Here is an 18,661-nt window from a genome sequence, read left to right on the forward strand (position 1 = left end):
GGCTCACCTCAGCGCCACCAGGGTCCGTCCACGTTGTTCGAGCAGCACCGGGCCCGTCGTCCCGAGCTCGACCGGCCCCACGTACCCGTGTCGGTCCACGGCCACCGTGCGGGTCGTCGCCCCGGTGCGTTCGTCGAGCGCGGCGATCCCGCCTTCGATGGGCACCACGTACTCGCCCGCGAAAACCGTACCCGCGCCGAGGGTGCCTTCGACCGTCCAGCGGGGCCGCAGCTCGTCGCGGGCGAGCGCGACGGTGCGGGAGCCGGTGAACCAGTACACGTGCTCGCGGCCCACGAAGGTCGGGACCACACCGGAGTCGGGAACGGCGGCGAGGTCGGACGCCGGAACGGCGAGATCGTAGGTGCCCACCTGTTTGCCGTCGTGGTTCCAGACGAAGAGCTGCCGCCGGTCGGGCAGGGCCACCGCCACCCGCTCGTCCGACACGGCCACGAGCTGAGCGGACATCTCGGGCAGCAGCGCGCTGAACACCTGCTCGGGTTCGTCGGCCTCGTCGCCCGCGGCCTTCAGGACGGTGAGCCGTGCGCCGGTCTCGCCCGGGCAGTGTTCGATCACCCCGACCTTGTCACCACCGGCGGCCACCGTCGAGTAACGGCACTCCGGCCTCGGCTGGCGGCCGGGATTGACCGGGGCGGGAACCCGCCCGTACTCGAGCGTCTTGACGAGGTCGCTGCGCCAGGTGTTGAGCAGCCTCGTGCCCGTGGTGGTCACGTGGCCGTCGTCCACGACCAGCCGCGTGGGTGCCTCGGCGTCGCCGTTGCGCTGGGCCGTCCGTCGGCCCGTGGCGGGATCGAGCTGGGTGACCTCACTGCATCCGGTGTCCTTGCGGTAGACGGCCACCGCCTTCGACCACGCGGCGCCCACGGTGCACAGTTCGAGATCGCGGCTGTAGCTCCAGCGGATCTCGCCCGTGAGCGGGTCGCGGCCCGCGACGGTGCCGTCCGAGGCGGTGATCACGAACCCGCCCTGAGCCACCGGCACCGGGGTCGCCTCGCTCTCAGCGCTCCACCGTTCCGCCATGGCCCCGGGCACGGCTGAAGGCACACCGAGGCGAGGCGGCGGGACCGAGGCTGTGCGTTGCGTGGTGGCGTGGCTGTCGCTGAACAACCAGACCACCACGCCCGTGGCGACGCAGAGGATCGTGAGTGTCGCGGCCAGGACCCGGTCACGGCGCCGGTTCCACGGCGAGCGCCGCGGCGCAGGCGGGGACTCCGGTGCGTCGGCGGTGTCGCCTGCGGTGCCGTGATGAGCGGCGGGTTCCCCGTCGGAAGGAGCCGGGCCGGTCCGCGAGAGCACGTCCTCGGTTTCCGGCGGGTGAGCCGTCGTCTCGGGGGAGTCCTCGCTGGGCCGTCCGCTGGTCACGCGCCCTAGTCTGCCTCCGCCACTGTTTCGGTGGTGTTGGCGGGGTTGGCGCTGCCCACTCCCTCGGCGCGCGTCCTGCGGCGACGGCGACGGGTGGGCCGCTCGCCGCTGTCTCCGCGTGCCGACTCGTCCTTGTCGGCGGGCGCGGGATGCTCGGCGGTCGGGGTGTGCGGGACGCCTCCCCGAGTGCGGCGCCTGCGCGGGCGTGTGTTGTCGGAGGGGGTCTCGTCGGCGGCCGTGGTGGCCGCCCGCTCGTCGGCGTCCGCCCGCGAGGCGGTGGCAGTGACCTCGCGACCGCTGCGGGTGCGCCTGCGCTGGCGGGACCTGCGCTGGCGAGGGGCTTCCGCACGACGTCGCCGCTTGCCCCCGAAGTCCTCCTCCGCCTCGGCGGCGAGCCCGGCGCGGGTGCGCTTGGACAGCGGCAACCTGCCGGTGGCGTTCTCCGGGATCCCGAGGTCGGCGAACAGGTGCGGGGAGGTGGAGTAGGTCTCCACCGGCTCCGGCATGTCGAGGCCTAGCTCGTCGGAGATCAGCTTCCAACGCGGGATCTCGTCCCAGTCGACGAGCGTGATGGCCACCCCGGTCTTGCCCGCGCGGCCCGTGCGGCCGATGCGGTGCACGTAGGTCTTCTCGTCCTCGGGAGTCTGGTAGTTGATGACGTGGGTGACGTCGTCGACGTCGATGCCTCGCGCGGCGACGTCGGTGGCCACCAGCACGTCCACCTTGCCCGACCGGAACGCCCGCAGTGCCTGCTCGCGTGCGCCCTGGCCCAGGTCGCCGTGGACGGCGGCGGCGGCGAACCCACGCTCGGCGAGGTCGTCGGCGACCTTCTGCGCCGTCCGCTTGGTGCGCGTGAAGATCATGGTCAGGCCCCGGTCCTCCGCCTGGAGCACCTTCGCCACCAGCTCGGGCTTGTCCAGCGAGTGCGAGCGGTAGGCGTACTGCGTGGTGCGCTCGTGGACCGCGCCGGCCTCGTTGTCCTCGGCCCTGATGTGGGTCGGCTGGTGGAGGAAGGTCCTCGCGAGGGTGAGGATCGGGCCCGGCATCGTGGCCGAGAACAGCATCGTCTGGCGCTCGTCGGGCACCATCCGCAGAACGCGCTCGATGTCCGGCAGGAAGCCGAGGTCGAGCATCTCGTCGGCCTCGTCGAGCACGAGCGTGGACACCTTGCCGAGCACCAGGTGGCGCTGTTCGGCCAGGTCGAGGAGCCTGCCGGGCGTGCCGATGACCACGTCGACGCCGTCGCGCAGGGACTTGATCTGGGACTCGTACGGGCGGCCCCCGTAGATGGAGGCGACGCGCACGCCGAGGTGCTTGCCCGCTTTCGTGAGGTCCTCGTGGACCTGCACGCACAGCTCGCGCGTGGGCACCACCACGAGCGCCTGCGGCGTGCCGTCACCGGGAAGCGTCAGCCGCTGCAGCAGCGGCACACCGAACCCGAGCGTCTTGCCCGTCCCGGTCCGCGCCTGCCCGATGACGTCCTCGCCGCGCAGCGCGAGCGGCAGGGTCAGGGCCTGGATGTCGAAGGTGCGCTCGATACCGGAGTCCCCGAGCGCCCGGACGATGTCGGTGTGGACGCCGAGCTCGGCGAACGTGGGGTTGTCCGGTTTGCCCGCGTCCGTGCCCGTCAGCGGGCCTGCCGTGTGGTTGTTGTTCTGGTCGATGTCGAATCGCCTCTCTCATACCAGCGCGCACAGCCCGGTACTCGCGGCCTGTCGACCACCACGCGAAAAGCGCGTTCGCTTCGCGATGTGTCACACGAAACGGAGTGGGATGCCGCCGAAAGGCGTGCACGCACACTGTCAGTACGTAGTGAAGTGGTGCGACGGAAGACGGCGTGGGAAACCCGGTGCCGGGTCGGCACTGTCGTGTCGAGCGCCTCGTACTCGCCATCTCGACGTCGTGCACTACACGAGGCCAACTTCACTACCAGTCGACAGTCTAACCTGTCCAGTTCCCGATTCCGGGGTGTCGCATGACGCGACGGCGTGTTGTTGGTCTCGTTGTGGCCTGAACTACGGTTGTCACGTGACTGACGCGAAGGCTGGGGCCACCGAGGACCCCCGGGAGATCGGGACGGGCGTCGTCGACCTGCTCGGCGTGCTGGCGTACGGCGAGCTGTCGGCGTTCGACCGGCTGGCCGAGGACGCCCGCACGGCACCCACCCTGGCGGGGAGGGCGGCGCTCGCCTCGATGGCGGCGGCCGAAATGGGTCACTACGGGTTGCTGGAGCGCTACCTCGACGAGCGCGGCGTCGGCGTCGAGGAGGCCATGCGCCCGTTCATGCGGCACATCGACGCGTTCCAGGAGTCCACCGCGCCGAGGAGCTGGCTGGAGTCGCTGGTCAAGGCGTACGTCGTGGACAACCTGGCCGCCGATCTGTACCGCGAGCTGGCCGAGGTGCTCGACGACGAGACCCGCGAGCTGGTGACCACCGTGCTGGCCGACACCGGCCACTCCGCGTTCGCCCAGCGAGAAGTGGCGGCGGCCATCGAGAACGACACACCCGTGCGCGACCGGCTCGCCCTCTGGAGCCGCCGCCTGCTCGGGGAGGCGTTGACGCAGGCCCAGTACGTCGTGGCGGAGAGCGACGGACTCGCCGAGCTCATCGTGGCCGGAACCGGCGACCTCTCGGGTATCGCGGCGCTGTTCCGCAAGCTCCAGCAGCAACACACCAAACGGATGCAGGCCCTCGGTCTTGGCTAGGCTGGAGAGTGACGAACGGTCACGACTAGGCGGAGGTCGCAGTGGAGGTCAAGATCGGCATCAAGGACGCGCCGCGGGAGCTCGTGGTGGCCAGCAACTCCTCGGCCGAAGAGGTGGAGAAGCAGGTCGCCGACGCGCTGAGTGCCGATGACGGCCTGTTCCGGCTCACCGACGAGAAGGGTCGTAAGTTCCTCGTCCCGGCCGACCGCATCGCCTACGTCGAGATCGCGCCGTCCGACGTGCGCCGGGTCGGTTTCGCCGTCGGCTCCTGAGATTCTGAGACGTCCGGCCATCCTCCGTCCCCGCTTTTGTGGCTACGGAGGGTGGCCGACGTTTTTCCAGGTCAGGCGCGGTGTGTATCATGTGTGTATGGCGCGCCTCAACGTGTACGTGCCCGACGAACTCGCCCAGCGGGCGAAGGACGCCCGGTTGAACGTCTCGGCATTGACTCAGAACGCCATCGCCGCCGAGTTGGACCGGCGGGCGACCAGCCGATGGCTGGACAGCCTTCCGACTCCGCGGCACCAGGTGGCACACGAGGAGGTCCTGGCAGCCTTGGACGCGGCCCGGGACGAGCTGGAACGCCACGGCGATGTCTGAGGTCCCCACCGGTGAGATCGTCGTCGACGCCTCCGTCCTCGTCGACATCCTCGCCGGAACCCCGGTCGGCGGCGCCGCGCGTGACCGTATCCGGCACGCGATCCTGCACGCGCCCGCCCACGTCGACGCGGAGGTCCTGTCGGCACTGTCGTGGCTACAGCGTGCCGGTGTGCTCGACGCGACCGCTGTCAGTCACGCACTCACGTCCCTGGTTCACCTGCCGGTGCGTCGGCACGAGCTGCCCAAGTTGACCTCGGGCGCCTGGTCCCGGCGTGAGAACGTCCGGATGGCCGATGCTCTTTACGTCGAGCTGGCCAGCCAGCTCGGAGTCACGTTGGTGACCAGTGACCAGCGGCTTGCTCGGACGTGTCCCCTGGCCGAGTCCGTGACCGAGCCGCCGGACTAGCCCTCCGCCGGGGCCAGGTCGGCCAGTGACGTGGGCACCGCGAACGGTGGCCTGCTCACACCCATGATCCGGTAGCGGTCCCACGGATCCGGGTCGGAGATCTCGCCGTGGGCGCTGCCCTCGGGGGTGCGGATCTCGACCTTCTGTTTCTTCCCGTCCGCCAGTTCGGAGACCCGCTGATCGGCCTTGATCCGGCCGTACCAGCGGTAGTAGCCGTCGATCGGCTGGAAGTGGCCGCGCAGCTCGACCTCCACCGCGAGCTCGGTCTCACCGAGCCGGAGCGTGGCCGCGCCCGTGTAGCCGTCCTCGTCGTGGTCGTGTCCGCTCACGATGGTTCTCCCGTCTGTTCGGGGCTCACTGGGGTGCGTTTCAACGTGACGACCTTGTTGGCGTCCAGCGGTTTGTCCGGATCGAGCACGATCCCGTGCTGCCGGGTCAACCCGTCGATGGCGGCCCAGATGATCTGCGTCAGGTACTCCACGACGCTGTCGCGGCTCATGGTCCGCTTCTCCAGCCACCACTCGCCGGTGTTCTGGACCATGCCGACGATGCCGTGGGCCCAGGGCTCGGCAGCGCCGGAATCCATGTTGAGCATCCGCATGTAGTCGCCGAGCAGCGCGGTCAGCGCGGTGGCGATGAGTTGCTTGTCCTCGGCGACCACGTCGGCGTCCACCGGCCGGTCGCCGAACGACTTGCGGGCCAGCAGGTGGTAGAGGTTCGGATGTTCCTCGATCACCGAGAAGAACGCGTCGAGCGCCATGCGGATGCGCGGTAGCGGCGCGAGTTCGGCGTTGATCGCGGGGATGAGGCGCGCGAACAGCATTTCCGTGCCCCGGCGGCCGAGCGCCAGGTACAGGTCGGCCTTGTCGTCGAAGTGGCGGTAGAGCACGGGTTTGGTGACGCCCGCGGCCGCGGCCACGTCCTCCATGCCCACGTCGGGGCCGTGCTCGTCGAGCGCCCTGAGTGCGGCTTCCACGAACTCCGCCCGGCGGGCGATCCGGTGTTTGCGCCAGCGGTCGCGGCGCGCGTCGCCGGTGGGTCTCGCGCCGGAATCGCGCGCCGACCTGCTGGAGCGGTTGACACGGTCGGCCATGTTGTCCATGCTACCAGAAGTAACTGTTACCCGAGGTTACATAAAAGGGGAAGGTGGTGGCCGCGATGACGCGTGCGGTGAGGGAGTCGAGCCGCGAGAAGACCGCCGAACGGCTGCTGAAGTCGTCGGCCGGCAAGTTCTACGACCCCGAGATCGACATCGACTGGGACGCTCCTCTCGTGGAGGGCAAGCGCTACCTCCCCGAACACCGGTCCAGCCTCTACGGCACCGAGCTGTGGGAACGCCTCACGCCCGAGCAGCGCATCGAACTCGGCAAGCACGAGATCGCGAGCATCGCCACGAACGGGATCTGGTTCGAGGTGCTGCTCATGCAGATGCTGCTCAAGGAGGTCTACAACGCCGACCCCACCACCGGCTTCGCGCAGTACGCACTCACCGAGATCGCCGACGAGTGCCGCCACTCCACCATGTTCGCGCGGTTCAGCGCCCGCGTCGGTTGCCCGCACTACGGCCCGGTCGCCTGGCGGAAGCGGCTCGGCAAGTTGTTGAACGTGCTCGCGTACGGGCCCGCGATGTACGGGTCGATCCTGGTGGCCGAGGAGATCCTCGACCGGTTGCAGCGCGAGCAGATGAACGACCCCGACATCCAGCCGCTCGTGCGCATGGTCAACCGCATCCACGTGCTGGAGGAGGCCCGGCACGTGACGTTCGCCCGGGAGGAGGTCAAGCGCAGCATGGCCCGCCTGCGGGGCCCCGAGAAGGCCTACCAGCAGTGGTTGATCGCCGTGGTGGCCCACGAGATCACCCGCAGCCTGGTCAACCCGCGCGTCTACACCGCCGTCGGCATCCGTCCGGGAGACGGCTACCGCGCGGCCATGACGAACCCGAACTGGCAGGAGACGATCCGCTACTGCGGAGAACGGATCATGGGCTTCCTCGACGAGGTCGGGCTCGTCGGCGCTCCGGGGATGCCGTGGTGGCGACGCTCGTTCCTGCTGGGCGCCCGATGAGTACGGGCCGTTTCACCACCTCCGACGGCACGTCGCTGGTGGTCGAGTACGGCGGTCCCGCCGACGCGGAGGTCACCGTCGTCCTCGTGCACGGCTGGACGCAGGACCGGCGGACCTGGGACCGGGTGGACGCCCTGCTCCCACCACAGGTCCGGCGCGTGCGCTACGACCTGCGCGGACACGGCGAGTCGGCACCGCCGGCGCCCGGGACGGCGACCATCGACCGGCTCGCCGACGACCTCGCGGACGTGGTCGAGGCCTTCGCGCCCACGGGAAGGCTCGTGCTCGCGGGACACTCGATGGGCGGCATGACGATCATGGCGTTGGCGGACCGGCATCCGAAACTCGTACGCGACCGTGTCGACGGCGTGACGTTCGTGTCCACCGCCTGCGCGGGCATGGGGCGGGTCACCCTCGGGCTGCCGGGCGTGGCCGGGGCCGCCGCCCACCGGATCGAGCGCAGGCTCGCGGCGGCACTCGTGCGGTACCGGCGCGACCGGCTTCCGCTCGGTCGCACGGCCGCGAGACTCGGTGCCCGCCTGCTCGTGTTCGGCCGGAGGCCGAGACGGGCCGACGTCGAGTCGGTGGCCGACCAGCTCCTGCGGGCCCACCCCGCGAGCGTGGGAGCGTTCCAGAACGAGATCTCCCTGCACGACCGCACGACGGCGTTGGCGGTACTGCGCCGCACGCCGGGCGTGGTCATGGCGGGAACGGCCGACCGGCTCTGTTCCACCCGCCACGCCCGGGCCATCGCCGACGAGCTGGAGGCGAGCAGGCTCGTGCTGTGTCCCGGGGCGGGTCACATGCTGCCGCAGGAGCGGGCGAGGGAGGTGGCCCAGGAGATCTCGGCGTTGTGCAGAGTGCCGTCGGTGCCGATCTCCGCGGGCTGAACGTTTCCGTACGTTCCCCGTACGTCCCCGTCCGGTCAGTCGCGGCCGGACAACGGGAAACCCGCGCCGATGCCGCGCCACGCGAGCGTCGAGGTGAGCGCCACGGCCTCGTCCTGGGACATCGAGCTGTTGGCCAGCCAGAACCGCGCGCTGACCTGGCTCATGCCCACGAGCCCGACGGCGAGCAAGCGGGCCTTCTCCTCGTCGAGGCCCGCGTCGGCCGTGATCGTCTCCGTGATGGCGTCGACGCTGGCCGACGTCGCCCGGTCCACGGCCTCCTGCACCGCGGGCTCACCACGAAGGTCCGACTCGAACACCATGCGGAACGCGCCCACGTCGCCGTTGACGAAGTCGAAGAAGGCGCCCACGGCGTTGCGGACGCGCTGTTTGTTGTCCGTCGTGGACGCGAGCGCCTGCTGCACGGTGCTCACCAGGTTGTCGACGTGGCTCTCCAGCAGCGCGATGTAGAGGTCCAGCTTGCCGGGGAAATGCTGGTAGAGCACGGGCTTGCTGACTCCGGCGCGCTCGGCGATGTCGTCCATGGCGGCCGCGTGGTAGCCGTTGGCCGCGAACACCTCCTGAGCGGCCGCGAGCAGCTGCGCGCGGCGTTCCGTCCGGGGGAGCCGTACCCCGCGTCCGAGCGGTGCCGAGCCCGTTTCGCCCGAAACCTGCCGCGCCTGCCCTGTGTCCGTCATCCCCGCCTCCAGTCGTGCTTTCCCACCGCACACTACTCGTGGGTACGTACCGCACGCCAAGCGCCGGGGGCGTCAGGCATGCTGTAAAGGTGCCCGAAACACGCGTCAGTTCACCCGAGAGGTTGACGTCCGAACCCTCGCGGCATCGCCCCCCTCTCACCCACGTGCCGCTGTCGAGGACCCCGCTGCCGGAGCTCGACGTCACCGCGGGGCCGTGGCCGGGAGCGGCCCGGCGCGTCGGGGACCTCACACTGCACGTCCGGCGCACCCACGACGACGGCCGGTCCGCCCCGGCCACGGCCGTCTACGTGCACGGACTCGGCGGCTCGTCGACGAACTGGACGGACCTCGGCCGACTGCTCGCGCCGCACGCCTCCGGGCACGCACCCGACCTGCCCGGCTTCGGGTTGTCCGAGCCGATGGACGGATTCACGTTCAGCCTGTCGGCACACGCCGGTGTGGTGGGCGACTACCTGGCCGAGCACACCGACGGACCCGTCCACCTGATCGGCAACTCGATGGGCGGGGCGATCTCCATGCTCGTCGCCGCGCACCGGCCGGAACTCGTGCGCACGTTGACGTTGATCTCCCCGGCGGTGCCCGACCTGCGCCCGGACCCGCGCAGGCTCTCCGACCCCCGCCTCGCGCTCGCGTACCTTCCGGTGATCGGCAAGCGGGCGCGACGCGAACTCGCGGCGCTGACCCCGAGGCAACGGGCCGAGCAGGTCATCCGCCTGTGCTTCGCCGACCCGTCGTCGTTCCCCGCGCACCGCTTCGACGAACTGATCGAGGAGCACGGCGCTCGCGTCTCCTACGAGTGGGCCGAACGCGCGATGACCCGCAGCACCATGGAGATCTTCCGAACCTGGTTCACCAGGGGAGCCGGGTCGCTGTGGTCGGTGGCGCCTCGGATCAGCGCGCCCACCCTCGTGGTCTGGGGCACCCACGACCGCGTCATCTCCGTGCGCAGGGCACCCCGGACGGCGCGGCTCGTCCCCCGGGCTCGACTGCTGATTCTCCCCCGAACGGGGCATGTGGCACAGATGGAGCGACCCACGACCGTGGCCAAGGCGGTGCTGGGCATGTGGGAGAGTGCCGAGACCGGGAACTGGTGAGGGGTGACTCCCCCGGACGGGTGAGACAGGTTCGGCCGAACGTGTCGAGCCACGCGCGGAGCCGGGCGCTCGGGTGTGGCACTCTGAAAGCCGTGGAGCGGGTAACAGAAGGAGCACGGAAAAGCGACTGGGACATCGCGTCGGCCGGTCACGATCCTGCTGATGCCCGTGGACCGGCCGACGGGCCGGAAGCGGACGACGACGCGGAGTACGAGGCGGAACCCGGCGGTGAACGACGTTCGGCGGAGCCGCTGCGCGCGTCGTGGCAGCCCGCCGGAACCGCCCCTCCCGAGCGTCCCCGTCGAACCGGGGTCAAGAAGTTCACCGCGGCCTTCGGCTGGCGCGTGTACCTGGTGCCGATCCTGCTCGTCGTCACCGCACTGGTCGTGTTCGACACCACCCGGGACCCGGGAACCACCGACACCGCCGCGGGCGGCGCTCGCGGCGGCGGCGACGGCGGGGCGCCCCAGTCCGATCCGGTGGCCACCGAGGTTCCCGCCGAGCAGGTCAAACTCGACATCCCCACCGCGGAGCTGCCCGAGGGCGGCGACTACGACAAGACCGGGAAGGGCACGTGGCACGTCGTGCCGCTCGACGAGAACAGCGGTGAGCGGGCGGGGAAGTCAGGGCGGCTGTACACCTACACCGTCGAGGTCGAGGACGGCCTCGACCCGGGCAGCTTCGCAGGCGACGACAGCTTCGCCGCCACCGTCGAGGCCACGCTCTCCGACAGCAGGAGCTGGCCGGGCACCGGAGACGTGTCCCTGCAGCGCGTCGACGACACCCACCCCGCGCCGGACTTCCGTGTCAGCCTGACCTCGCCCGACACCACCAAGCAGCTGTGCGGGGACGTGATCCCGTTCGAATCGTCGTGCTACATCGGCAGTCCGCACGAGCGGGTCGTCATCAACCTGTCCCGCTGGGTGCGGGGAGCGAAGGCGTTCAGCGGCAACATGGCGCTCTACCAGCAGTACGTCATCAACCACGAGGTCGGCCACGCGCTGAACAACGGGCACGTCGGCTGTGCCGAGGACGGTGCGCTCGCTCCCGTGATGATGCAGCAGACCTTCGGGGTCGCCAACGACTACGTCGCCCAGCTCAACGACATGCCGGGCGGCGACCGGGGCGCAGTGCCCGCCGACGGCAAGGTCTGCCAGCCGAACGCGTGGCCCGTGCCACAGCCGAAGGGCGACTGACCCGGGTGTGGCCCGCCCACCATGTGGACGTGGGAAGAGTCGGCCCTCTCGTGCGGTTATAGATGTCAGAGACCGCGACACGCGCGAGATGGAGGACTGATGTCTGGTACAGGGGGCGGAACGCCGGAAACCACGCTTCCGCCGCTCGTCGAGCCGGCCGCCGAACTCACCAAGGAAGAGGTCGCGCGCTACAGCCGGCACCTCATCATCCCCGACGTCGGCATGGACGGGCAGAAGCGGCTGAAGAACGCCAAGGTCCTGATCATCGGTGCCGGTGGGCTGGGCAGCCCCGCGCTGCTGTACCTCGCCGCGGCCGGGGTGGGCACCCTGGGCGTGATCGACTTCGACGTCGTGGACGAGTCGAACCTCCAGCGGCAGGTCATCCACGGCGTGTCGGACGTCGGCAAGCCGAAGGCCGTCTCGGCGCAGGAGTCCGTGGCCGAGATCAACCCGTTCGTGAACTTCGTCGCGCACACCGAGCAGCTGACCACGGACAACGCGGTCGAGCTGTTCAGTCAGTACGACCTGATCCTCGACGGCACGGACAACTTCGCCACGCGCTACCTCGTCAACGACGCGGCCGTGCTGGCGGGCAAGCCGTACGTGTGGGGTTCGATCTTCCGGTTCGAGGGCCAGGTGAGCGTGTTCTGGGAGGACGCGCCGAACGGCAAGGGCCTGAACTACCGCGACCTCTACCCCGAGCCGCCGCCTCCCGGCATGGTGCCGTCGTGCGCCGAGGGTGGCGTGCTGGGCGTGTTGTGCGCGTCGATCGGGTCCGTCATGGTCACCGAGGCGATCAAGCTCATCACCGGCATCGGCGAGCCGCTGCTGGGCAGGCTCGTCACGTACGACGCGCTGGAGATGCGCTACCGCGAGGTGAAGATCCGCAAGGACCCGGAGACGCCTAAGATCACCGAGCTGATCGACTACGAGGCGTTCTGCGGCGTGGTGTCCGACGACGCGCAGCAGGCGGCGTCCGGCCACACGATCACCCCGGAGGAACTGAAGGCGAAGTTCGACGCCGGGGAGAACTTCGAGCTGATCGACGTCCGCGAGCCGCACGAGTACGAGATCGTCAACATCAAGGGCGCGAAGCTGATCCCGAAGGACCGCATCCTGTCCGGTGAGGCTCTGGCGGAGCTGCCGCAGGACAAGCCCATCGTGTTGCACTGCAAGTCGGGTGCCCGGTCGGCGGAGGCGCTGGCGGCCCTGCACAAGGCGGGCTTCCGCGACGCCACGCACCTCGGTGGCGGGGTGCTCGCGTGGGCGCGCCAGGTGGACCCGAGCCTGCCGACGTACTGAGCCGGCTCGCTCACGGCAGCCCGGTACGACAACTGCGAACACGCGTACGCGAGGCGCGAACACGCGTACGTAGCCTGCGGACACGCCGGTGTGGGGTACCACCCACCGGCGTGTCCGCACTTTGTGCACGCGTGTTCGCAGTTCGGCGGGGTAACGTCGCGGCGTGAGTCACCGACCCCCTCCGGAGCACGCGCGCCGGGCCTTCGGGCTGGGTGGTGCCGATGTCGAACCGGTGGTCGGCGGCACGGGGTGGCGCTGCGGCGACGTGGTTCTCGAACCGGTGCACGACCGCGCTCAGGGTGCGTGGCTGTCCCGCACGCTGGCCGCCCTGGACGTACCCGAACTGCGAGTGGCACGGCCCGTCGGGGCGAGTGACGGACGCTGGGTGGTCGGTGGCTGGCGAGCCCGCCGTCACCTGCCGGGCGTGCCCGAGCACCGGCCCCACGAGACCGTCATCGCAGCGGTGAAACTGCACCAGGCGACGGTCTCGTTCCCCCGGCCGCCCTTCCTCGGCGACCGCCGTGACGTCTTCGCCGTCGCCGAGCGCCTGGCGTGGGACGAGGAACGCCGCGAGCTGGACGAAGCCAAGGGCGGGCGGTTGTTCGAGATCCTCGCGCCGTCCCGGCGCCCGGTGCGGGCCACCGACCAGCTCGTGCACGCCGAACTGTTCGGCACCCTCCTCTTCGACGGCGACAAGCCACCGGGCCTGGTGGGCTTCGTGCCGCATTTCCGGCCCGCCGAGTGGGGCGCCGCGGTGGCCGCGGTGGACGCCGTGGCGTGGGGCGGCGCCGACGGAACGCTGCTGCGGCACTGGTCGCACCTGCCAGAGTGGTCGCAACTGCTGTTGCGGGCCGTGTTGTTCCGGCTGGCCTGGCACGCGCTGCACCCCCGCTCCAGCGCGGTGACACTCGACGGCCTGCGCCGCGCGGCCGGTGAGGTCACCGAGCTGCTGTAGATGATGCCCGGCCCGGTGACCTCGGGAGCCGAACCGTGTCATGAAGCAGTGGTCACCGGCCCGTGAAACCGGCGCTCACGCCCACGTCAGGCGCAGCGAGGTGAGCCCGCGCGCCTCCCGCAGCCGGTCGGCCTCGGCCTCCGCCGCTGCTCTGGCCCGCGCGGACAGCGGCAGCAGCTCCGTCAGCGTCAGCTCCATCCGGCTGCCGGACTTCCTCGACCGCCACAGCCCGGCGATCTCGCCGTCGGCGAGGATCGTGCCGGGGTTGCCGAGGATCCTCCAGACCTCCTTGCGGTGCGCCGGGTCCGGCACGAGCAGCGCGCGGTCGCGAGCCTGCACCAGCGGGTCCCTCGGCGGCAGCAGGCGCACGACGTCCGGTTCCGGCGGGTTCTCCAGCACCGGAAGCGCGTCGGCGGGTATCGCGCAGCGCCTGCCGTCCACCGACACCTCCACGAGGTCGTCCGGCCACATCGTCTTCGACACCGTCGTCTTCGTGGAGCCGACGAAACCGGCCGCTTCGGTGGCGGTCGCCGGACCGTGCAACCGCAGGTACGTACTCACCACGGCGGTCGCCGCGTGCGTGTCCGGCCGGGCGGGAAGGCCGGGCCGGGGACGCAGCGGCACCAGGGTGGCCGGGAAGGCACCCGGTTCCAGCGCGACGCCCGCCAGCGGTGTGGCCAGCCGCATGAGCTGGTCGTGGATGTGCGTGGCCTGGCAGCCCCGGCACCACCGCGACAGTCCCTCCGGGATCGCCTTCGTCACGGCCTCGCTCGCGGCGCCCTTCGTCATGGTGCGCCTGACGACCTTCCGCAGTGCGGCGGCGGCCGTGCGGACGGCCTCGTCCGCGGGCATCCCGGCGGCCGCCACGTCACGGCGCTGCCAGCTCAGCCGCGCCGCGGCGTCGGCCTCGTCCCACGGCAGCAACGCGGGGACGAGCGACCGGAAGTCGGCCGCACGGTGGTAGTGCGGCGCGCCGCGATGCGACCACGCCAGAACGAAGCGGTCGTCGTCGGCCAGAGGCGGTTGCGGGTGGTCACCGAGCCGTGCGAGCACCGCCAGGTCGGCGGTGTCGCGCCGTGCGTCGTCCTGGACACCGAGGTCGAGCACCGCGAGCGCGGCGGGGTCGCGGTCCCGGCGGTGCAGCCCGTGCGCCGCGACGCGGTACGCCATCGCCTGCTGCCGGTCGATCCTGAGCATCACGGCTCCCCGAACTCATCAAGGCGTGTCCGCGGTTCGCGTACGCGTGTTCGCACTCTCCGCACGCCGCTCGGGCAGGTGGTAGTCGAACGTGTACGGCACCGTCTCGCTTGCCGACGCCGCCGTGCCGCTGCCCGAAAGGCCGGTGAGCTCACCCGTGCCGGAGCCCGGCACCACGGTGAACCGGTCCGAGATCCCGTCGTCGGAGTAGGCGACGTCGTGCCGGATGACGAACGTTCCCGAACGGCCCGCGACGCTGCCCTCGATCCTCCCGTACCCGGGCGCCCGCTGCCCGCCGTGCCCGGTGGCCTCGTCGTAGTACAGGAGGTAGTCGACCGAAGCGGTCCCCTCGATCACCCCCTGGTAGGTGAAGGTGGCGTGTGCGTGGGCGTAGCGGGGGCCGGTGTCCGTGCCCGCGACGACGTGTTCGTCCCAACTGGTCATGGTGTAGGTGTTCGTGCTCATGACACCGACCCTTCACCCCATACCTGCCACCTTCTGTCAGGTTTTTCGCGCAGAATGGAGACCGTGCGGGCGAGCAGGTTGCTGTCGGTGCTGTTGCTGTTGCAGAACCGCGGGCGGATGACGGCGCGGGAACTCGCCGACGAGCTCGAGGTGTCGGTGCGCACCGTCTACCGCGACGTCGAGGCGCTGTCGGCGGCGGGTGTGCCCGTCTACGCCGACCGGGGCCGCACGGGGGCGTACCAGCTCCTGGGCGGCTACCGCACCCGGCTCACCGGGCTTTCGGAGGAGGAGGCGCAGGCCCTCGCGCTGGCCGGGCTGCCGGTCGCCGCCACGGAACTGGGCCTCGGAACGGTGCTCGCCGCGGCGCAGCTCAAGCTGCACGCCGCGCTGCCCGAGGAACTTCGCCGCCGGGCGAGCGAACTCGCCGAGCGCTTCCACGTGGACGTCCCCGGCTGGCACCGGGACATCGAACGCGCCTCGGCGCTGGCCGGGGTCGCCGACGCCGTATGGCACGCCAGGCGGGTGCGCGTGCGTTACCGGCGATGGGACGGCAGTGCCGTCGACCGCGAACTCGACCCGCTCGGCCTCGTGCTCAAGGCCGGGGTGTGGTACCTCGCCGCACGCTGCGACGGCTCCGTGCGGACCTACCGGGTGTCCCGGGTGGACGCCCTCACCGATCTCGGTGAGACGTTCGACCGGCCCGGCGACTTCGAGCTCGCCGAATACTGGCGGGCGTGGTCGGAAGGGTTCGAGCGGCGGCTGTACCCGGAGACGGCGCGGGTGCGTCTGTCGCCGTTGGGGCGGGAACTCGTACCGTTCTTCCTCGGGGCGGTGGGCGCTCGCGCGCTGCGGGACGCGGGCACCCGGCCAGCCCCGGATGGGTGGTCGACGGTGGAGTTGCCGGTGGAGGCGGGCGCGCCCGCGCTCGGCCAGTTGCTGCGGTTCGGTGCGGAACTGGAGGTGCTCGCGCCGCCGGAGCTACGGCACAGGGTGTCCGAAGCCGTCACGAGGATGGGTGAGCTCTATGGCTGAAGGCGCGCTCACGGGCGTGACCGTGGGGATCACCGCGGAGCGCAGGGCGAGCGAGTTCGTCGCCGCGTTGGAACGGCACGGGGCCACGGTGGTGCACGCACCCACCATCCGCGTCGTGCCCCTACCCGGCGACGAGAGGCTGCGCACGGCCACCGACGCGATCACGGAGTCCGATGTGGACATCGTGGTGGTGACGACGGGCGCCGGGTTCCGGGGCTGGCTGGAGGCTGCCGACGAGTGGGGGATTCCGGAGGCGCTGCTGCGTTCGCTGTCGCGGGCGCGGGTGTTCACCAGGGGTGCGAAGGCGACCGGCGCCGTGCGGCGACGCGGCCTGTCGGAGGTCTGGTCGGCGCCGGGTGAGACCAACGACGAGCTGTTCGACCGGCTCGGCACCGAGGACGTGCGCGGCAGGCGGGTGGTGGTGCAGCTGCACGGTGCTCCGCTGCCCGACCACGTCGCCGCGCTACGCGACCGGGGTGCGGAGGTGATCGAGGTGCAGCCGTACCGCTGGGAACGGCCCGCCGACCTCGCGCCCGCGCGGGACCTCGTCGGGCGGGTCGTGGCGGGAACGGTGGACGCACTGGCGTTCACCAGCGCCCCGGCCGCCGCGAACCTCCTCGCGCTCGCGGAGGACGGGCCCGACCGGGCGGCCTTCGCCGACGCACTCGCGAGCCGGGTGCTCTGCGCGTGCGTGGGTCCGGTGACGGCCGCGCCGCTCGTCGAGCGCGGGGTGCCGGTGGTGCTGCCGGAACGCTCCCGGCTCGGCGCGTTGGTGAAGTTGCTGGTCGCGCGGCTCGGCCGGTAGCGCGTGGTTCAGAGCGCGACGACGTCGACGAGGTGCTCGATGCCCTTGAGGTCACCGGCGTTGCGTGTGTAGAGGCGAGCGGCGTGGGCGTGCGCGGTGGCGGCGATGAGCAGATCCATCACGCGAGCGCGTGGCTGCCGTCCGGACCGGGCCACTGCCGCTGACAGCTCGCCGTAGCTGGCGGCCACGGCCTCGTCCACCGGCAGCGGGTCGAAGCGGCGTTCCAGCGCGGAAAGTCGCCGTAGGCGATGAGCCCGGGCCGTCTCGTTACGGGCGACGAGGACACCGAAGTGCAGTTCGGCGATCGTGGCAGCGCTGATGGCCAGTTCTCCGGGGAGGGGGGTGATGTCGTCGGCGATGACGACGCTGGTGTCGAGAACGGCCTTCACCTGTCGGCCCAGGGATCACGAACGTCCTGATCGAGCAGTTCACGGTCCGCGTTCCAGTCGGGATCGACGTCAGGCCTGCCCTTGAAGAGGTCCGAGATGTCGTCGAAGCGGCGCCAGCGCTGCGGGCCGACCGGGGAGATGCGCACGCTCGGCCGCCCGGACACCGTCACGATGATCTCTTCACCCGCCTCGGCTCGTCGCACGAGTTCCGATGCGTGTTGACGCAGCTCGCGCAAGCCCACTGTTGCCATGACGGGAATGTAGCACAAATGTACACACGGCGGCTCGCGTTCAGTCCGCGAGGACCTCGCCGCGGTCGTGGGCGCGCAGCTGCTCGCGTCCGGCGTCCTCCTCGCTGCGGCCGAGCCGCCAGTAACCGGTGAAGGTGACGTGGCGCTTGTCGACCTCGCGCTCGCGCACCAGGTGGCGGCGGACGTGCTTGACCAGCCCCGCCTCGCCGGAGATCCACGCGTACGGAGCGCCCGGCGGCAGCGTGGCCTCGCGGACGGCGGCCAGCACGGCGGTGCCGACGGGGGAGGCACCCCGGTGCACCCACCGCACGTCCACGTGGTCGCCGTGTCCGGCCAACGGGATCTCGTCGGTGGCGTCGGCCACCTCCACGAACACGACCGCCTTGGTCTGCTCCGGCAGCCGCTCGCAGATCGCGGCGATGGCCGGTAGGGCGGACTCGTCACCCACCAGGAGCTGCCACGACGTTCCCGTGGGCACGTCGTACAGCCCGTGCGGCCCGAGCAGTGCCACCTCGTCGCCGGGACGAGCCGAGGCGGCCCAGCTCGAACCGGGGCCGGCGTCGTCGTGCAGGAGGAATTCGATGTCCAGCTCGGCGGCTCGCGGCCGCGCGTTGCGGACGGTGTAGGTACGCATGGCGGGCCGCACGTCGTCGGGCATCGTGAGGTACCGGCGGTACCAGGACATCGCGTCGTCGTCCAGCGGCGGCGGGAGTTGGGGGCTGCGGGTGCCGGGGGCGGGGAAGAACACCTTGACGTACTGGTCGGGCGCCCCGTCGACGACGTGGGCGAGATCGGGGCCCGTGAACGTGACCCGCACGAGCCGGGGGGTGAGCGCGCGAACGTGGCGGACGTGTGCGGTCAGGTAGGCCAGGCGTGGCCGGGTCGCCTCCATGCTCATTAGGCAAGGCTAACCTACGACGGCCGCCAGCGAAACCTCCGGAGATCGACCCGCTGCCCGTCCGCGAGGACGCCCTCCGCCCGTAACCGCGCGAGTTGCTCCCGCGCCAGGTGGGGGGCCGGAGTGCCGTTCGCGCGAAGTATCCGGTGCCAGGGCAGGTCGTGTCCGTCCTCGGCGAGCACCCGGCCGACGAGCCGTGGTGTGGTCGCACCCGCCAGCGCCGCCACGTCGCCGTAGGTCGCCACGGTGCCCTCCGGCACGGACGCGACCACCTCGCGGATCCGTTCGTGCAGCTCTTCGTTCATCGCCCACCCC

The 18,661-nt window shown here is 71.0% G+C and carries 23 protein-coding genes; 12 read left to right on the plus strand and 11 right to left on the minus strand.

The window, feature by feature from the left end:
- Window positions 1-3: 3 nt before the first annotated feature.
- Together SACCYDRAFT_RS03840 and SACCYDRAFT_RS03845 are read right to left on the minus strand one after the other, a co-directional pair.
- A complete protein-coding gene (locus SACCYDRAFT_RS03840; protein ID WP_005453771.1) occupies window positions 4-1,380 on the minus strand; it encodes an Rv3212 family protein in 1,377 nt (458 codons plus the stop codon).
- Between the two features lie 5 nt (window positions 1,381-1,385).
- Complete coding sequence (locus tag SACCYDRAFT_RS03845; protein WP_005453773.1) at window positions 1,386-3,044, minus strand: DEAD/DEAH box helicase; 1,659 nt, start codon at window positions 3,042-3,044, stop codon at window positions 1,386-1,388.
- Window positions 3,045-3,408: 364 nt separating this feature from the next.
- Here SACCYDRAFT_RS03845 and SACCYDRAFT_RS03850 point away from each other — a divergent pair, with 364 nt between their 5' ends.
- The 4 genes from SACCYDRAFT_RS03850 to SACCYDRAFT_RS03865 all read left to right on the plus strand — a co-directional run bounded on the left by SACCYDRAFT_RS03850 (window position 3,409) and on the right by SACCYDRAFT_RS03865 (window position 5,092).
- Window positions 3,409-4,086 carry a ferritin-like fold-containing protein gene (locus tag SACCYDRAFT_RS03850; protein WP_005453792.1) on the plus strand — a complete coding sequence of 226 codons (678 nt, stop codon included), beginning with the start codon at window positions 3,409-3,411 and terminating at the stop codon, window positions 4,084-4,086.
- A gap of 41 nt (window positions 4,087-4,127) precedes the next feature.
- Window positions 4,128-4,358: a DUF3107 domain-containing protein gene (locus SACCYDRAFT_RS03855; RefSeq protein WP_005453796.1), complete on the plus strand. Its 231-nt coding sequence runs from the start codon at window positions 4,128-4,130 to the stop codon at window positions 4,356-4,358.
- A 97-nt stretch (window positions 4,359-4,455) separates the two neighbouring features.
- Entirely contained in the window at window positions 4,456-4,686 is a 231-nt protein-coding gene (locus tag SACCYDRAFT_RS03860; RefSeq protein ID WP_005453797.1) for a type II toxin-antitoxin system CcdA family antitoxin, read from the plus strand.
- Window positions 4,679-5,092 (plus strand): type II toxin-antitoxin system VapC family toxin, encoded by a 414-nt coding sequence (locus tag SACCYDRAFT_RS03865; protein WP_005453798.1) that lies wholly within the window; start codon window positions 4,679-4,681, stop codon window positions 5,090-5,092. Before SACCYDRAFT_RS03860 ends, SACCYDRAFT_RS03865 begins: the two co-directional genes overlap by 8 nt.
- On the opposite strand, the gene SACCYDRAFT_RS03870 is transcribed toward SACCYDRAFT_RS03865, so the two are convergent.
- Window positions 5,089-5,421: a DUF4873 domain-containing protein gene (locus SACCYDRAFT_RS03870; RefSeq protein WP_005453799.1), complete on the minus strand. Its 333-nt coding sequence runs from the start codon at window positions 5,419-5,421 to the stop codon at window positions 5,089-5,091. The two genes, SACCYDRAFT_RS03865 and SACCYDRAFT_RS03870, sit on opposite strands and share 4 nt — an antisense overlap.
- A complete protein-coding gene (locus tag SACCYDRAFT_RS03875; RefSeq protein WP_005453800.1) occupies window positions 5,418-6,194 on the minus strand; it encodes a TetR/AcrR family transcriptional regulator in 777 nt (258 codons plus the stop codon). Before SACCYDRAFT_RS03875 ends, SACCYDRAFT_RS03870 begins: the two co-directional genes overlap by 4 nt.
- A gap of 56 nt (window positions 6,195-6,250) precedes the next feature.
- Between SACCYDRAFT_RS03875 and SACCYDRAFT_RS03880 the strand changes: the two genes are divergently transcribed.
- Together SACCYDRAFT_RS03880 and SACCYDRAFT_RS03885 are read left to right on the plus strand one after the other, a co-directional pair.
- On the plus strand, window positions 6,251-7,156 hold the full coding sequence (locus SACCYDRAFT_RS03880) for an AurF N-oxygenase family protein (RefSeq protein ID WP_005453801.1): 906 nt from the start codon (window positions 6,251-6,253) through the stop codon (window positions 7,154-7,156).
- A complete protein-coding gene (locus tag SACCYDRAFT_RS03885; RefSeq protein WP_005453802.1) occupies window positions 7,153-8,046 on the plus strand; it encodes an alpha/beta fold hydrolase in 894 nt (297 codons plus the stop codon). Before SACCYDRAFT_RS03880 ends, SACCYDRAFT_RS03885 begins: the two co-directional genes overlap by 4 nt.
- A 35-nt stretch (window positions 8,047-8,081) precedes the next feature.
- Here SACCYDRAFT_RS03885 and SACCYDRAFT_RS03890 read toward each other — a convergent pair whose 3' ends face one another.
- A complete protein-coding gene (locus SACCYDRAFT_RS03890) occupies window positions 8,082-8,741 on the minus strand; it encodes a TetR/AcrR family transcriptional regulator (protein ID WP_005453804.1) in 660 nt (219 codons plus the stop codon).
- Between the two features lie 89 nt (window positions 8,742-8,830).
- Here SACCYDRAFT_RS03890 and SACCYDRAFT_RS03895 point away from each other — a divergent pair, with 89 nt between their 5' ends.
- The 4 genes from SACCYDRAFT_RS03895 (at window position 8,831) to SACCYDRAFT_RS03910 (ending at window position 13,309) form a co-directional block, all read left to right on the plus strand.
- Window positions 8,831-9,856 carry an alpha/beta fold hydrolase gene (locus SACCYDRAFT_RS03895; protein ID WP_043536127.1) on the plus strand — a complete coding sequence of 342 codons (1,026 nt, stop codon included), beginning with the start codon at window positions 8,831-8,833 and terminating at the stop codon, window positions 9,854-9,856.
- A gap of 92 nt (window positions 9,857-9,948) precedes the next feature.
- Window positions 9,949-11,052: a DUF3152 domain-containing protein gene (locus SACCYDRAFT_RS03900; RefSeq protein ID WP_232283776.1), complete on the plus strand. Its 1,104-nt coding sequence runs from the start codon at window positions 9,949-9,951 to the stop codon at window positions 11,050-11,052.
- A 99-nt stretch (window positions 11,053-11,151) separates the two neighbouring features.
- Window positions 11,152-12,354, plus strand: coding sequence for an adenylyltransferase/sulfurtransferase MoeZ (moeZ, locus tag SACCYDRAFT_RS03905; protein ID WP_005453808.1), 1,203 nt, complete (start codon window positions 11,152-11,154; stop codon window positions 12,352-12,354).
- 163 nt (window positions 12,355-12,517) lie between these two features.
- Window positions 12,518-13,309, plus strand: a complete 792-nt coding sequence (locus tag SACCYDRAFT_RS03910) for a TIGR02569 family protein (RefSeq protein WP_005453809.1) — start codon at window positions 12,518-12,520, stop codon at window positions 13,307-13,309.
- Between the two features lie 75 nt (window positions 13,310-13,384).
- Here the strand turns inward: SACCYDRAFT_RS03910 and SACCYDRAFT_RS03915 are convergent, their stop codons facing one another.
- Together SACCYDRAFT_RS03915 and SACCYDRAFT_RS03920 are read right to left on the minus strand one after the other, a co-directional pair.
- Window positions 13,385-14,506, minus strand: coding sequence for a DNA glycosylase AlkZ-like family protein (locus SACCYDRAFT_RS03915; RefSeq protein WP_005453810.1), 1,122 nt, complete (start codon window positions 14,504-14,506; stop codon window positions 13,385-13,387).
- A gap of 18 nt (window positions 14,507-14,524) precedes the next feature.
- The gene (locus SACCYDRAFT_RS03920; RefSeq protein WP_005453811.1) at window positions 14,525-14,971 is read right to left on the minus strand and encodes a DUF3224 domain-containing protein; all 447 of its coding nucleotides are present in this window, start codon (window positions 14,969-14,971) and stop codon (window positions 14,525-14,527) included.
- Window positions 14,972-15,034: 63 nt separating this feature from the next.
- Between SACCYDRAFT_RS03920 and SACCYDRAFT_RS03925 the strand changes: the two genes are divergently transcribed.
- Both SACCYDRAFT_RS03925 and SACCYDRAFT_RS03930 read left to right on the plus strand, forming a co-directional pair.
- Window positions 15,035-16,003, plus strand: a complete 969-nt coding sequence (locus SACCYDRAFT_RS03925; RefSeq protein ID WP_456300054.1) for a helix-turn-helix transcriptional regulator — start codon at window positions 15,035-15,037, stop codon at window positions 16,001-16,003.
- Window positions 15,996-16,808: a uroporphyrinogen-III synthase gene (locus SACCYDRAFT_RS03930; RefSeq protein WP_005453814.1), complete on the plus strand. Its 813-nt coding sequence runs from the start codon at window positions 15,996-15,998 to the stop codon at window positions 16,806-16,808. Before SACCYDRAFT_RS03925 ends, SACCYDRAFT_RS03930 begins: the two co-directional genes overlap by 8 nt.
- An 8-nt stretch (window positions 16,809-16,816) precedes the next feature.
- Here the strand turns inward: SACCYDRAFT_RS03930 and SACCYDRAFT_RS03935 are convergent, their stop codons facing one another.
- The 4 genes from SACCYDRAFT_RS03935 to SACCYDRAFT_RS03950 are packed head-to-tail and all read right to left on the minus strand — an operon-like array spanning window position 16,817 to window position 18,651.
- Entirely contained in the window at window positions 16,817-17,197 is a 381-nt protein-coding gene (locus SACCYDRAFT_RS03935) for a type II toxin-antitoxin system VapC family toxin (RefSeq protein WP_005453815.1), read from the minus strand.
- The gene (locus SACCYDRAFT_RS03940; RefSeq protein WP_005453816.1) at window positions 17,194-17,448 is read right to left on the minus strand and encodes a type II toxin-antitoxin system Phd/YefM family antitoxin; all 255 of its coding nucleotides are present in this window, start codon (window positions 17,446-17,448) and stop codon (window positions 17,194-17,196) included. The genes SACCYDRAFT_RS03935 and SACCYDRAFT_RS03940 overlap by 4 nt, the downstream gene beginning before the upstream one ends.
- Window positions 17,449-17,488: 40 nt before the next feature.
- A complete protein-coding gene (locus SACCYDRAFT_RS03945) occupies window positions 17,489-18,346 on the minus strand; it encodes a siderophore-interacting protein (protein WP_005453817.1) in 858 nt (285 codons plus the stop codon).
- A gap of 14 nt (window positions 18,347-18,360) precedes the next feature.
- Window positions 18,361-18,651, minus strand: coding sequence for an MGMT family protein (locus tag SACCYDRAFT_RS03950; protein ID WP_005453818.1), 291 nt, complete (start codon window positions 18,649-18,651; stop codon window positions 18,361-18,363).
- Between the last annotated feature and the right edge of the window lie 10 nt (window positions 18,652-18,661).

Source organism: Saccharomonospora cyanea NA-134 (assembly GCF_000244975.1).
Lineage (GTDB): Bacteria > Actinomycetota > Actinomycetes > Mycobacteriales > Pseudonocardiaceae > Saccharomonospora > Saccharomonospora cyanea.